This window comes from Massilia sp. ST3 (genome assembly GCF_018119405.1).
Taxonomy (GTDB): Bacteria; Pseudomonadota; Gammaproteobacteria; order Burkholderiales; family Burkholderiaceae_D; genus Telluria.
Window position 1 is genome coordinate 16,592 of the sequence record NZ_JAGPWC010000068.1, and the last position, 11,617, is coordinate 28,208.

Annotated in this window: 10 protein-coding genes; 3 read left to right on the forward strand and 7 right to left on the reverse strand. The window is 67.1% G+C overall.

Annotated elements, in window-relative coordinates; translation table 11 throughout:
* The first annotated feature begins 103 nt into the window (after window positions 1–103).
* On the forward strand, window positions 104–523 hold the full coding sequence (locus KBW98_RS19245) for a YcxB family protein (RefSeq protein WP_373888969.1): 420 nt from the start codon (window positions 104–106) through the stop codon (window positions 521–523).
* A 153-nt stretch (window positions 524–676) separates the two neighbouring features.
* Here KBW98_RS19245 and KBW98_RS19250 read toward each other — a convergent pair whose 3' ends face one another.
* The 7 genes from KBW98_RS19250 to KBW98_RS19280 all read right to left on the reverse strand — a co-directional run bounded on the left by KBW98_RS19250 (window position 677) and on the right by KBW98_RS19280 (window position 8,644).
* Window positions 677–1,579, reverse strand: coding sequence for a M48 family metallopeptidase (locus tag KBW98_RS19250; RefSeq protein WP_211521780.1), 903 nt, complete (start codon window positions 1,577–1,579; stop codon window positions 677–679).
* 44 nt (window positions 1,580–1,623) lie between these two features.
* Window positions 1,624–2,364 carry a 1-acyl-sn-glycerol-3-phosphate acyltransferase gene (locus KBW98_RS19255; RefSeq protein WP_211521781.1) on the reverse strand — a complete coding sequence of 247 codons (741 nt, stop codon included), beginning with the start codon at window positions 2,362–2,364 and terminating at the stop codon, window positions 1,624–1,626.
* Window positions 2,365–2,393: 29 nt separating this feature from the next.
* Window positions 2,394–2,939: a D-glycero-beta-D-manno-heptose 1,7-bisphosphate 7-phosphatase gene (gmhB, locus tag KBW98_RS19260; RefSeq protein ID WP_211521782.1), complete on the reverse strand. Its 546-nt coding sequence runs from the start codon at window positions 2,937–2,939 to the stop codon at window positions 2,394–2,396.
* Between the two features lie 18 nt (window positions 2,940–2,957).
* Complete coding sequence (gene glyS / locus KBW98_RS19265; protein ID WP_211521783.1) at window positions 2,958–5,045, reverse strand: glycine--tRNA ligase subunit beta; 2,088 nt, start codon at window positions 5,043–5,045, stop codon at window positions 2,958–2,960.
* A gap of 17 nt (window positions 5,046–5,062) precedes the next feature.
* Window positions 5,063–5,977 carry a glycine--tRNA ligase subunit alpha gene (gene glyQ / locus KBW98_RS19270; RefSeq protein ID WP_211521784.1) on the reverse strand — a complete coding sequence of 305 codons (915 nt, stop codon included), beginning with the start codon at window positions 5,975–5,977 and terminating at the stop codon, window positions 5,063–5,065.
* 229 nt (window positions 5,978–6,206) lie between these two features.
* A complete protein-coding gene (gene lnt, locus KBW98_RS19275) occupies window positions 6,207–7,766 on the reverse strand; it encodes an apolipoprotein N-acyltransferase (RefSeq protein ID WP_211521785.1) in 1,560 nt (519 codons plus the stop codon).
* Window positions 7,766–8,644 (reverse strand): HlyC/CorC family transporter, encoded by an 879-nt coding sequence (locus KBW98_RS19280; RefSeq protein ID WP_211521786.1) that lies wholly within the window; start codon window positions 8,642–8,644, stop codon window positions 7,766–7,768. Before KBW98_RS19280 ends, lnt begins: the two co-directional genes overlap by 1 nt.
* 184 nt (window positions 8,645–8,828) lie before the next feature.
* On the opposite strand from KBW98_RS19280, the gene KBW98_RS19285 reads away from it, so the two are divergent.
* A complete protein-coding gene (locus KBW98_RS19285) occupies window positions 8,829–9,296 on the forward strand; it encodes a (2Fe-2S)-binding protein (RefSeq protein ID WP_211521787.1) in 468 nt (155 codons plus the stop codon).
* A gap of 58 nt (window positions 9,297–9,354) precedes the next feature.
* Window positions 9,355–11,574, forward strand: coding sequence for a xanthine dehydrogenase family protein molybdopterin-binding subunit (locus KBW98_RS19290; RefSeq protein ID WP_211521790.1), 2,220 nt, complete (start codon window positions 9,355–9,357; stop codon window positions 11,572–11,574).
* Window positions 11,575–11,617 lie beyond the last annotated feature (43 nt).

An 11,617-nucleotide genomic window follows, 5' to 3' on the forward strand; every position in this document is an offset into this window, starting at 1 on the left:
CAGCAGCGGCAAACCCGTCGGGGTGTTGGTTGAGCAACAACCGGCCGACGAGAAGGGGACGAGCGCGACTGCTGGGCCGGATAAACTCTCGGTTCCACCGCTGGTGGCAGGGGCATTTCCGCTCGGGGAGCTGCATTTCTTCGTGCGCTACACGCTGGGCGAGTACACCAGCTTCATGTGGCAGCACGGCGGCTACCTGATTCGCCGGCGCCGCATCCGCTGGCCCGCCAGCCTGTTCCTGCGCCTGAAAAGCACCCTGGGCGCGGCCGTCAATTTCATCATGCTGGGGCGCGGCCGGCGCACCTACGAATTCACCATCGACGAACACGGCATCGTACGCGCTAGCGGGGGCGTGACCCTGATCGACTGGGACGACGTGAGCGCGGTGCGCACCTATTCGCGCGGGTTCATGATGGTGCTCAAGCGGGGGACCCTGCCGATTCCGTTCAGGTGCCTGTCGGAGGCGCAGGAGGGGGTGATGCGGCAGCTGGCGGCGGCGCGGCATGAGTTGAGTGTGCGCTGAGATGCTTTGGTAGTTCGTGGCAGTTCGCGCAAGCTTGGATCCCGGCCTTCGCCGGGGTGGTGCGTGATTACGCGCTAGCCTTAAAACGTCGTTCCGGCGAAGGCCGGAACCCAAGTTCGGCGAGCAGCCGTGAACGCAGACTTTTAGCCTGTCTCACTCCGCAAACAACACCGGCATCTCATGCGACTGCTTCCTTAGCGCCAGCCGCGCCCCGTCGTAATCCGGATAGATCTCCCCCACCGCCGCCCAGAACGCCGGGCTGTGGTTCATCTCGCGCAGGTGCGCCAGCTCGTGCGCCACGACATAGTCGACCAGCGCCAGCGGATAGTGGATCAGCCGCCAGTTCAGGCGGATCGCGCCCTGCACCGTGCACGACCCCCAGCGCGAACCCGCCGAGGACAGGGTAAAGGCGCTGTAGCTCACCCCCAATAGTGGCGCATAGTGGTCCAGCCGCTCCTTGAACAGGCGCTTGGCCTCGGCCTGGAACCACAGCTTGATGCGTTCCTTGAGCTGCCACTCCGACAGGCCCGGCACCACGCCGATCCACAATTCGCGGCTGGCCGCGTCGTACTGGCAGTGGCTGCGCGCCGCTTCTTCCAGGCGCAGGGTGATCTCGCCGCCCAGGTAAGGCAGGCGGGCGCCGTCCTTCCAGTCGATGGGCGGGCGCTGCTGGCGCTGTTCGCGCCGCTCGCCGCGTTCCAGCAGCTTGGTGACAATCCAGCGCTGCTTGGCGCGGATCGCGTTGTCGATGTCGATCTGGGTCACCCGCCGCGGCGCGGTCACGCGCAGGCCGTCGTCGTCGATCATGAAGCCGATCGAGCGGCGCGAGGAGCGGCGGAGCAGATAGTCCACCGTATGGTGGCCCAGCACGATGCGCTTGAGGGGAGGGTCAAGGGGGCCGACGGGCGGCGAGGGAAGCTTAACGCGGGGCGGCGCGGGCGGCGCCTTGAACAGCGGTTGACTGGGCGGCGCCGGCCTGTCGGAAGGCTTGAGCGCCGCGAAGAAGTCCTGTGCAAACAGTTCCAGCTGGTGCCCGTCGATCTTGGAGGAGGTCATGGTGTGCTGCGGTTTCGAATTCCTGATCTGGGCGCTGATGTCGCTTAGCCACCTTTGTAGACGTGGGGCGAAATGACGCGCATTTCTGATTCTATCCAATTTTCGACCTCTTGCATCAGGCTGTCTGGAGTGTGGTTTTCCGGCGATATCGGCTTGCCGATCGAGACCGTGATCAGGCCGGGGCGCTTGATGAAGGAGTTCTTGGGCCAGCATTCGCCGGAATTATGCGCGATCGGTACGACCACGCTTTGGGTTTCCACAGCCAGGCGCGTGCCGCCGCTCTTGTACTTGCCCCTTTGTCCCACCGGGATGCGCGTCCCTTCCGGGAACATGATAATCCATTGGCCGTCCGCCAGGCGGCGGCGGCCGTGCTTGACGACGTGGGCGAAGGCGTTCTTGCCCTGCTTGCGGTCGATCGGGATCATGCGCAGCAGCGCCATGCCCCAGCCGAAGAAGGGGATGTACAGGATTTCCTTCTTGAAGACGAAGACCAGCGGGTGGGTCAGGTTCGGCAGCAGGAAGATGGTCTCCCAGGCCGACTGGTGCTTCGAGAGGACGATCGCCGGGCTGTCCGGCAGGTTCTCGTAGCCCTTGAACTGGTAGCGGATGCCGCAGATGACCTTGGCGCACCAGATGATGAAGACGTTCCAGCGCGAGGTGATCCAGAAGCGCTTGTTGTAGGGCAGGGGCGCGGCCAGGAAGCAGACGCAGGCCCAGACGACGGTGGCCACCACCATCACGATCGTAAACAGCAGGGAACGCAGGAACAGGGTGAAGTGTCGCAAAGGGGCTCCGGACGTGTTCTTGTTATGTGTTATTGGGGGCTGGACTTGAGCAGGGCGTCGACCATCGCGGCCAGGTCGGGGAAGACCTGGGTGCCCGGGGGCAGGCCGCCGGTGGCGTTGGTCTTCTCGCCCTTGCCGGTCAGGACCAAGTAGGGCGTGCAGCCCATGAGGAAGCCGGCCTGCAGGTCGCGCAGCGAGTCGCCGACCGTCGGCACGCCTTTCAGGCTCAGCTTGAAGCGCTTGGCGATCTCCTCGAACATGCCGGCCTTGGGCTTGCGGCAGTCGCAGTTGTCGATCGCCGCGTGCGGGCAGAAGAAGATGGCGTCGATGTCGGCGCCCACCAGCTGGGCGCTGGCGTGCAGCTTCTGGTGGATCGCGTTCAGGGTCGTGATGTCGAACAGCTCGCGCGCGATGCCGGACTGGTTCGAGGCGATCACGACCCGGTAGCCCGCCTGGTTCAGGCGGGCGATCGCCTCCAGCGAACCGGGGATCGGAATCCACTCCGCCGGCGACTTGATGAAGTCGGGCGAATCGTGGTTGATGACCCCGTCCCGGTCGAGGATGATGAGTTTCATGGGACTGCCTTTACAAACTTACGCCGCGAGCTTCGAGATGTCGGCCACGCGGTTCATCATGCCGTGCAGCTGCGACAGCAGCGCCAGGCGGTTGTTGCGCAGGGCCGGGTCCTCGGCCATCACCATCACGTCGTTGAAGAAGGCGTCCACGTCGTCGCGCAGCTGGGCCAGGGTCTTCAGGGTGCCGGTGAAGTCGCCGCTCGCGAAGGCGGCGTCCACACTTGGGCGAACACGCACGATGGCGGCGGCCAGGTTCTTCTCTGCCTGTTCCTGCAGCAGCGATTCCTGTACCTCGCCGATGGCGGCGTCGGTCTTCTTGAGGATGTTGGTAATGCGCTTGTTGGCGGCGGCCAGCGACTCGGCTTCGGGCAGGGCGGCGAAGGCCTGCACCGCTTCCAGGCGCTGCACCACGTCGTCGACGCGGTCCGGGTTCTGGGCCAGCACGGCTTCCACTTCGTTCGGCGAGAAGCCGCGCTCGCGCAGCATGCCGCGCAGGCGGTCCAGCATGAACACGGTCACGTCGGCGCGAGGATCGTTGAAGGCCGCTTGACCCTCGAACACGGCGGCGGCATCGGCCAGCAGCGCCGAGATCGACAGCGGCAGGCGCTTCTCGACCAGCATGCGCATCACGCCCAGGGCGTGGCGACGCAGCGCGAACGGATCCTTCTCGCCGGTCGGCTGCAGGCCGATGGCCCAGATGCCGACCAGGGTCTCCAGCTTGTCGGCCAGCGCGGCGGTGAGGCCGGTGTTGGTCGAGGGCAGGGCGTCGCCCGCGAAGCGCGGCTGGTAGTGCTCGGAGGCGGCCAGGGCCACTTCCTCGTGCTCGCCGTCGTGGCGCGCGTAGTAGGTGCCCATGATGCCTTGCAGCTCGGGGAACTCGCCCACCATGTCGGTCAGCAGGTCGGCTTTGGCCAGGCGCGCGCCGCGTTCCGCCAGCGGCACGTCATGGCCCAGGCGGCGGGCAATGTTGCTGGCCAGGATGGTGACGCGCTCGGTACGATCAAGCTGGGTACCCAGCTTGTTGTGATAGACCACGCTGGCGAGGTGCGGCAGGCGCGACTCGAGGGTCTTCTTCTTGTCCTGCTCGAAGAAGAACTTGGCGTCCGACAGGCGCGGGCGCACCACGCGCTCGTTGCCGCCGACGATGGCGCTCGGGTCATCGGTGGCCAGGTTCGAGACGATCAGGAAGCGCGAGCGCAGCTTGCCGTTGGCGTCGGTCAGCGCGAAGTATTTCTGGTTGGTCTGCATGGTCAGGATCAGGCATTCCTGCGGCACCGCCAGGAATTCCTCCTCGAAGCGGCACTCGTACACCACCGGCCATTCGACCAGCGCGGCGACTTCGTCCAGCAGCGACTCGGGCATCAGGACCTGGTCGGCGCCGGCTTTCTCGAGCAGCTGGCGGCGGATGCTGTCCTTGCGGGCTTCCGCGCTGGACAGCACCTTGCCTTCGCTTTCCAGCACGGCGGCATAGTTGTCCGCGTGCGGGATGGCGATCTGGCCGCCGTGCGAGAGGAAGCGGTGGCCCATGGTGTGGCGGCCGGCGTCCAGGCCGAGCAGCGACAGGGGCAGCACCTGCTCGCCGTGCAGGGCGAGCAGCAGGTGCACCGGACGCACGAACTGCACGGTGGCGCCGTCGGGGCGCTGGTAGCTCATGACCTTAGGGATCGGCAGCTTGGCGACGGTATCAAGCAGGACGTCCTGCAGGGCGCCCGCCAGCGCGCTGCCGCTCGCGGTGTAGGTGTAGAAGAAGGATTCGGCCTTGCCGTCCTGGGCGCGTTCGAGGTCGGCCATGGCCAGGTCGGGGAAGCCCAGCGCGGCCAGCTTCTTGGCCAAGGGCGCGCTCGGGTTGCCGTCCTTGTCCAGCGCGACGGACACCGGCAGGACTTTTTCGCGGATCTGCTTGTCGGGCGAGGTGCCACGGACGTTGGTGATCGTGACCGCCAGGCGGCGCGGGGTGGCGTGGGTCGTGACGACGCTGCCGGCTTCGAGGAAGTCGCGCGCCTTCAGGCCATTGGCGATGCCGTTCGCGAAGGCGGCGCCCAGCTTGACGAGCGCTTTCGGCGGCAGTTCTTCGGTCTGGATTTCGACGAGGAGAGTCTGGTTCATGGTCTGTTCTTGTCTGTTCAAGCTGCGGCTTTGTCAGCGGCTGGCAGCATCGGGAAGCCGAGCTTCTCGCGCGAGTCGTAATAGGCCTGGGCGACCAGGCGCGACAGGGTGCGCACGCGGCCGATGTAGGCGGCGCGCTCGGTCACCGAGATGGCGCCGCGGGCGTCCAGCATGTTGAAGCTGTGCGAGGCCTTCATGATCTGCTCGTAGGCCGGCAGGGTCAGCGCCAGCTCGACCAGGCGCTTGGCCTCGGCTTCGTGGTTGGCGAAGGCCTGGAACAGCAGCTCGGTGTTGGCGTGCTCGAAGTTGTAGGTCGACTGCTCGACTTCGTTCTGGTGGAACACGTCGCCATAGCTCAGCGACTTCTTCACGCCGTTCTCTTCCCACTCGGTCCAGACCAGGTCGTAGACGTTTTCCACGCCCTGCAGGTACATGGCCAGGCGTTCGATGCCGTAGGTGATCTCGCCCAGCACCGGCTTGCAGTCCAGGCCGCCGACCTGCTGGAAGTAGGTGAACTGGGTGACTTCCATGCCGTTCAGCCAGACTTCCCAGCCCAGGCCCCAGGCGCCCAGGGTCGGGCTTTCCCAGTCGTCCTCGACGAAGCGCACGTCGTTCTTCTTCAGGTCCAGGCCCAGGGCTTCCAGGGAGCCCAGGTAGAGGTCCAGGATGTTTTCAGGGGCGGGCTTGAGCACCACCTGGTACTGGTAGTAGTGCTGCAGGCGGTTCGGGTTCTCGCCGTAGCGGCCGTCCTTGGGGCGGCGCGAAGGCTGCACATAGGCGGCGCGCCATGGCTCCGGGCCGATCGCGCGCAGGAAGGTGCCGGTGTGGAAGGTACCCGCGCCGACTTCCATGTCGTAGGGCTGGAGCAGTGCGCAGCCCTGCTTGTCCCAGTAGGTCTGCAGGGTCAGGATGATTTGTTGGAATGTGAGCATCTCGAATGGGCGACGCGGGAAGGGTGCCGCGCACGGGGTAAGTTTGCCAAATGACCAATTGTACTGAATTTTTTCACGCCTCTCGGGGTGATTTGACTCGGCAATTCGAATTGGGTGGAAGGTAGGGTTGGCGGCTATGCCGCCGACGCGGTGATAGATGGCGGCAAGATCATCCGGCGCGAGATCGGCGCCGCTACCATTCGACGCGTCGGCGGCGAAGCCGCCAACCCTACGTTTTGTTGCGGTAGCGGCGTCCGGCGAACCAGGCCCCGGCCAGCGCCAGCGCGCCCAGCACCAGGAAACCCGCGTTCCCGACGCGGACATAGGGCGTGAACCCGCTGGTCCCGCGCACGGTCGCCGACAGCATGCCGCCTTCATAGAAGGGCAGCAGGTGGCTGATGGTGCCCCGGTGGTCGATGATCGCCGTCGCCCCGTCGTTGGTCGAGCGCAGCATCGGACGTCCGGTCTCGAGGGTGCGCATGCGCGAGATCTGCAAATGCTGGGGGATCGCCACCGACTGGCCGTACCAGGACAGGTTGGACACGTTCAGCAGCAGGGTCGCCGGGCGCGGCGCCTTGCGCAGCTGGTAGGCGATCTCTTCGCCAAACACGTCCTCGTAGCAGATGTTGGGCAGCACCAGCTGGTCCTTCACCGCGAAGGGCGCCTGCAGCGCCTTGCCGCGGGTGGCGTCGTTCAGGGGCAGGTTCAGCATGTCGGTGAACCAGCGGAAGCCCGGCGGGATGAATTCGCCGAAGGGCACCAGGTGCGCCTTGTCATAGCGGTAGGACTGGGGCTGGGGCGAGAGCGCGATCACGCTGTTGGCGTACTGCTGCGGGCCATCGAGCAGGGGCATGCCCAGGGCCAGGGTGCTGCCGGTGGCCGTCGCATACTGCTGCAGGCCGTCCAGGTAGCCGTCGGGCAGCTGGTGCGGGAAGACCGGCAGCGCCGTCTCCGGCGTGGCGATCAGGTCGGCCGGCGCCTGGGTGATCATGGCGCGGTAGCGTTCCAGAATGCTGTTCAGGAAGGCCAGGTCGAACTTGCGGTCTTGCGGGATGTTCCCCTGCAGCAGGCGTACCGTGATCGGCTGGCCGCTTTCCTCGGTCCAGGCCACGGTGCGCAGGCCGGCGCCCGCGGCCAGCACGGCGGCTAGCAGGCCGACCGCCGGCCAGCGCGCGCGCTGGGTCAGCATCACGATGCAGGCGGCGCACAGCGCCACCAGCACGCCGATGCCGTAGACGCCGAGCAGGGGCGCGTAGCCGGCCAGGGGCGCGGTGTCGTGGGCATAGCCCGAGGCCGCCCAGGGGAAGCCCGTGAATACCCAGCCGCGCAGCCATTCTGACAGGCCCCAGGTGACCGGCAGCACCAGCAGCAGGAAGGCGCTCACCGGCAGCGACCAGCGTTTGCGCAGCCAGGCCGCCACGCCCGTGGCGAAGGCGCCGTACAGGCCCATGTAGAGGCCGAGCAGGATCACGCCGACCGTCGCCAGGGCGACCGGCAGGTGGGCGAAGCGGGTCATGAACACGTACAGCCAGTGCATGCCCGCCACCGACCAGCCGAAGCCGAAGGCCCAGCCGAGCAGGGCGGCGCGGCGCGGCGAGCTGCCCATGCCCACCTGGTAGAACAGCCAGGCCAGGGCCAGGAACTGCACCGGCCACCAGCCGTAGGGCTCGAAGGAGAGCAGGGAACTCAGGCCGGCCAGGGTGGCGACGGCCAGGGCGAGGGCGGAAGGGCGGGTGCCGCGCGCGGCAGGGTCGGGCGCCACCGCGGGCTTGGTACGGCGGCGCAGCATCAGTCGTGGTCGTCGTCGGCGAGCGGAAGCTTTTCGACCAGCAGCACGTGGATCTGGCGGGCGTCGGCGCGCAGCACCTCGAAACGCAGGTTCTGCAGGTCGAACACTTCGCCCTTGTGGGGCATGCGCCCGAGGTGGCTGGCGACCAGGCCGCCGATGGTGTCGACGTCGTCCTCGGGCAGGTCGGCGCCGATTTCCTCGTTGAACTGCTCGATCTCGGTCAGCGCCTTGACGCGCCAGCGCGGGCCCAGCTGGCCTTCCTTGATCGACAGGATGTTGTCTTCTTCCTCGTCGAAATCGTACTCGTCCTCGATGTCGCCGACGATCTGCTCGAGCACGTCCTCGATGGTGATCAGGCCGGCCACGCCGGAGTATTCGTCGACCACGATGGCCATGTGGTTGTGGTTGGCGCGGAAATCGCGCAGCAGCACGTTGAGGCGCTTCGATTCCGGGATGAAGATGGCCGGGCGCAGCATGTCGCGCACGTCGAATGATTCTTCAGCGTAATAACGCAGCAGGTCCTTGGCCAGCAGGATGCCGACCACCTTGTCGCGCTCGCCTTCGATGGCGGGGAAGCGCGAGTGGGCCGTTTCCAGCACGGTGGGCAGCCATTCCTCGATCGGCTTGGTGATGTCGACCACGTCCATCTGGGAACGGGGGACCATGATGTCGCGCACGGACAGGTCGGACACCTGGAACACGCCTTCGATCATGGACAGCGCATCGGCGTCGATCAGGTTGCGTTCGTGGGCTTCGTGCAGGACTTCGAGGAGTTCTGCGCGATTTTCTGGCTCGGGGGAGATGAGTGCGGTCAGCCGTTCGAACAGCGACCGGTGGGGTTTGGCGTCCGATCGGACGTCACTGGGATACTCGGGCATAGTTGGCGTGAAGCCGTTGTTACGATGGGCATAGGATACACCAAAAGCCCGGATGCCTGATTTTGATGCAGGCAGGATATGTACAAATGCGGTACAAATGAGGTGGTCCGGCCGTCCATGCACGAGTGCGCCGCGCGGCCGGAGCTTGGCCTATAGTCGCCCCATCCCCCGGAAGGAGCCAGCCATGCCAGTGCTCAATATCAACGGCGCCACGACCACCCTCAACGTTCCCGACGACATGCCCCTGCTGTGGGCACTGCGCGACGTGGCCGGCCTGACCGGCACCAAGTTCGGCTGCGGCGTCGCCCTGTGCGGCGCCTGCACCGTGCACGTCGACGGCCAGCCGGTGCGTTCCTGCGTCACCCCGGTCGCCAGCGTGGCGGGCAAGAAGATCGTCACCATCGAGGCGATCGGCAAGGACCCGGTCGGGGCGAAGGTCCAGGCGGCCTGGCGGGAGGTGGACGTAGTCCAGTGCGGCTATTGCCAGTCCGGCCAGATCATGGCGGCCACCGCCCTGCTCAAGGCGATGCCGAAGCCGGGCGACGCCGACATCGACAATGCGATGTCCGGCAACATCTGCCGCTGCGGCACCTATAACCGGATCCGCAAGGCGATCAAGGCGTGCGCGCTAGCGATCGCCGCGGCGGGCTGAGGAGGGCGCCATGGAAGGGCTCAAGCAAGCGGTCACCGCGCTCGCGCAAGCACCCGGCATGCCGGATTCCGAGGCCAGGCGGCGCTTCATGCGCCTGGGCGCGGCCTCCGGCGGAGGACTGCTGCTCGGCTTTTCGCTGTTCGGCTGCAAGCGCCAGGACGAAAGCCGCCAGGAGAAACCGTCCGAGAGCGCGGTCGGCCACGCCACCGACCGCGCCTCGGCCCAGCCGGCCGGGCTGGCCCAGGACGCCTTCATCCGCATCGGGCGCGACGGCATCGTCACCCTGATCGTGCACAAGGTCGAGATGGGCCAGGGCACCTTCACAGCCATGCCCATGCTGCTGGCCGAGGAGCTGGGCGCCGACCTGTCCAAGGTGAGGCTGGAGCAGGCGCCCGCCAACAACAAGCTGTACGCCGACCCGCTGCTGGGCGGCCAGGTGACGGGCGGCTCGACCTCGGTGCGCGGCGCCTGGCAGCCGCTGCGCGAGGCAGGCGCCATGGTGCGCAGCGTGCTGGTGGCGGCCGCCGCCAAGCAGTGGAACGTGGACGCGGGCGAGTGCGCGGTGGTGGCGGGCACGGTCACCCACGACGCCTCGGGCCGCAGCGCCCACTTCGGCCAGCTGGTGGACGCGGCGGCCAGGATGGAGCTGCCGAAGAACCCGGCGCTCAAGGATGCTTCCCAGTTCACCCTGATCGGCAAGCCGCACAAGCGCCTGGATTCGCCCTCGAAGTGCGACGGCACGGCCCTGTTCGGGATCGACGCGCGCCTGCCCGGCATGCTGGTGGCGGCGGTCGCCGCCTCGCCCGTGGTGGGCGGCAAGCTGGCCATGGTCGACGAGAGCAAGGCGCTGGCCGTGCCCGGGGTGCGCGAGATCCTCAGGATCGACAATGCGGTGGCGGTGGTGGGCGAGCACATGTGGGCCGCGCGCAAGGGCCTTGAAGCGGCTGCGCCGACCTGGAACGACGGCCCGAACGGCAATGTGACGACGGCCTCCATCGTGGCCGACATGATGAAGGTCTCGGATGCGGAGGGCGCGGTGGCGCGCGACGAAGGCGGGGCGCTGCGCAAGCTCGACGACAAAGGCGGGCGGAGGATCGACGCCATCTACGAGGCGCCTTTCCTCGCCCACGCGACCATGGAACCGATGAATTGCACCGTGGACCTGAAGAACGACGGCTGCGACATCTGGTGCGGCACCCAGGTGCCGGTGCTGGCCCAGGCCGCTGCCGCCAGGATCACCGGCCTGGGAGAAGGGCAGGTAAGGGTGCATAACTTCTACCTCGGCGGCGGCTTCGGGCGCCGGCTCGAGGTCGACTACGTGGCCCAGGCCGTGGCCCTGGCCAAGACGGCCAGGAGCGGCAAGCCGCTGAAGTTCGTGTGGACGCGCGAGGAAGACATCCAGCACGACATGTTCCGCCCCTATTACGTGGACCGGCTGTCCGCGCGCCTGGACGACAAGGGCCGGCCGCAGGCCTGGTTCCACCGCGTCACGGGATCGTCGATCATGGCGCGCTTCGCGCCGCCGGCGGTCAAGGACGGCATCGATCCGGACGCGGTCGAGGGCGCGCGCGACCTGCCGTATGCGATTCCCGGCCTGCGCGTGGAATACGTGCGCCACGAGCCGCCGATCCCCACCGCCTTCTGGCGCGGCGTGGGGCCGACCCACAACATCTTCGTGGTCGAGAGCTTCATCGACGAACTGGCGCACGCGGCGAAGCAGGACCCTGTTGCCTACCGCCGCTCCCTGCTCGAAAAATCGCCGCGCACCCTGGGCGTGCTGAACCTGGCGGCGCAGAAGGCCGGCTGGGGACGGCCTCTGAAGCCCATCGCGGGGCGGCGCATGGGACGCGGCGTCTCCTGCCAGTTCGCCTTCGGGACCTACATGGCCCAGGTCTGCGAGATCTCGGTGGGGCCGGACGGCGAAGTGAAGGTGCACCGCGTGGTGTGCGCGGTGGACTGCGGGCAGGCGGTGAACCCGGACACCATCGCGGCCCAGATGGAAGGCGGCATCGTGTTCGGCCTGAGCGCGGCGCTGTGGGGCGAGATCACCCTGGACAAGGGTAGGGTGCAGCAGTCGAATTTCGGCGACTACCGGGTGATGCGCATGAACGAGTCGCCGTCGGTGGAAGTGCACATCGTGACCAGCCGCGACGACCCGGGCGGTATCGGCGAACCGGGGACCTCGGGGATTGCGCCGGCATTGACCAATGCCGTGTTCGCGGCGACCGGGCAGCGGATCAGGAAATTGCCGATCGGCGGGCAGTTGAAGAAAGCGTAGGGTTGGGGGGGGCGCCCCCCCCCCCAACGGGGCAAATACCCCC

Excerpts from the sequence above, each read along its gene's own strand:
- KBW98_RS19250 (WP_211521780.1), bottom strand. The coding sequence starts at position 1,579 with ATGACCTCCTCCAAGATCGACGGGCACCAGCTGGAACTGTTTGCACAG.
- gmhB (WP_211521782.1), bottom strand. The coding sequence starts at position 2,939 with ATGAAACTCATCATCCTCGACCGGGACGGGGTCATCAACCACGATTCG.
- glyS (WP_211521783.1), bottom strand. The coding sequence starts at position 5,045 with ATGAACCAGACTCTCCTCGTCGAAATCCAGACCGAAGAACTGCCGCCG.
- glyQ (WP_211521784.1), bottom strand. The coding sequence starts at position 5,977 with ATGCTCACATTCCAACAAATCATCCTGACCCTGCAGACCTACTGGGAC.
- lnt (WP_211521785.1), bottom strand. The coding sequence starts at position 7,766 with ATGCTGCGCCGCCGTACCAAGCCCGCGGTGGCGCCCGACCCTGCCGCG.
- KBW98_RS19280 (WP_211521786.1), bottom strand. The coding sequence starts at position 8,644 with ATGCCCGAGTATCCCAGTGACGTCCGATCGGACGCCAAACCCCACCGG.
- KBW98_RS19285 (WP_211521787.1), top strand. The coding sequence starts at position 8,829 with ATGCCAGTGCTCAATATCAACGGCGCCACGACCACCCTCAACGTTCCC.
- KBW98_RS19290 (WP_211521790.1), top strand. The coding sequence starts at position 9,355 with ATGCCGGATTCCGAGGCCAGGCGGCGCTTCATGCGCCTGGGCGCGGCC.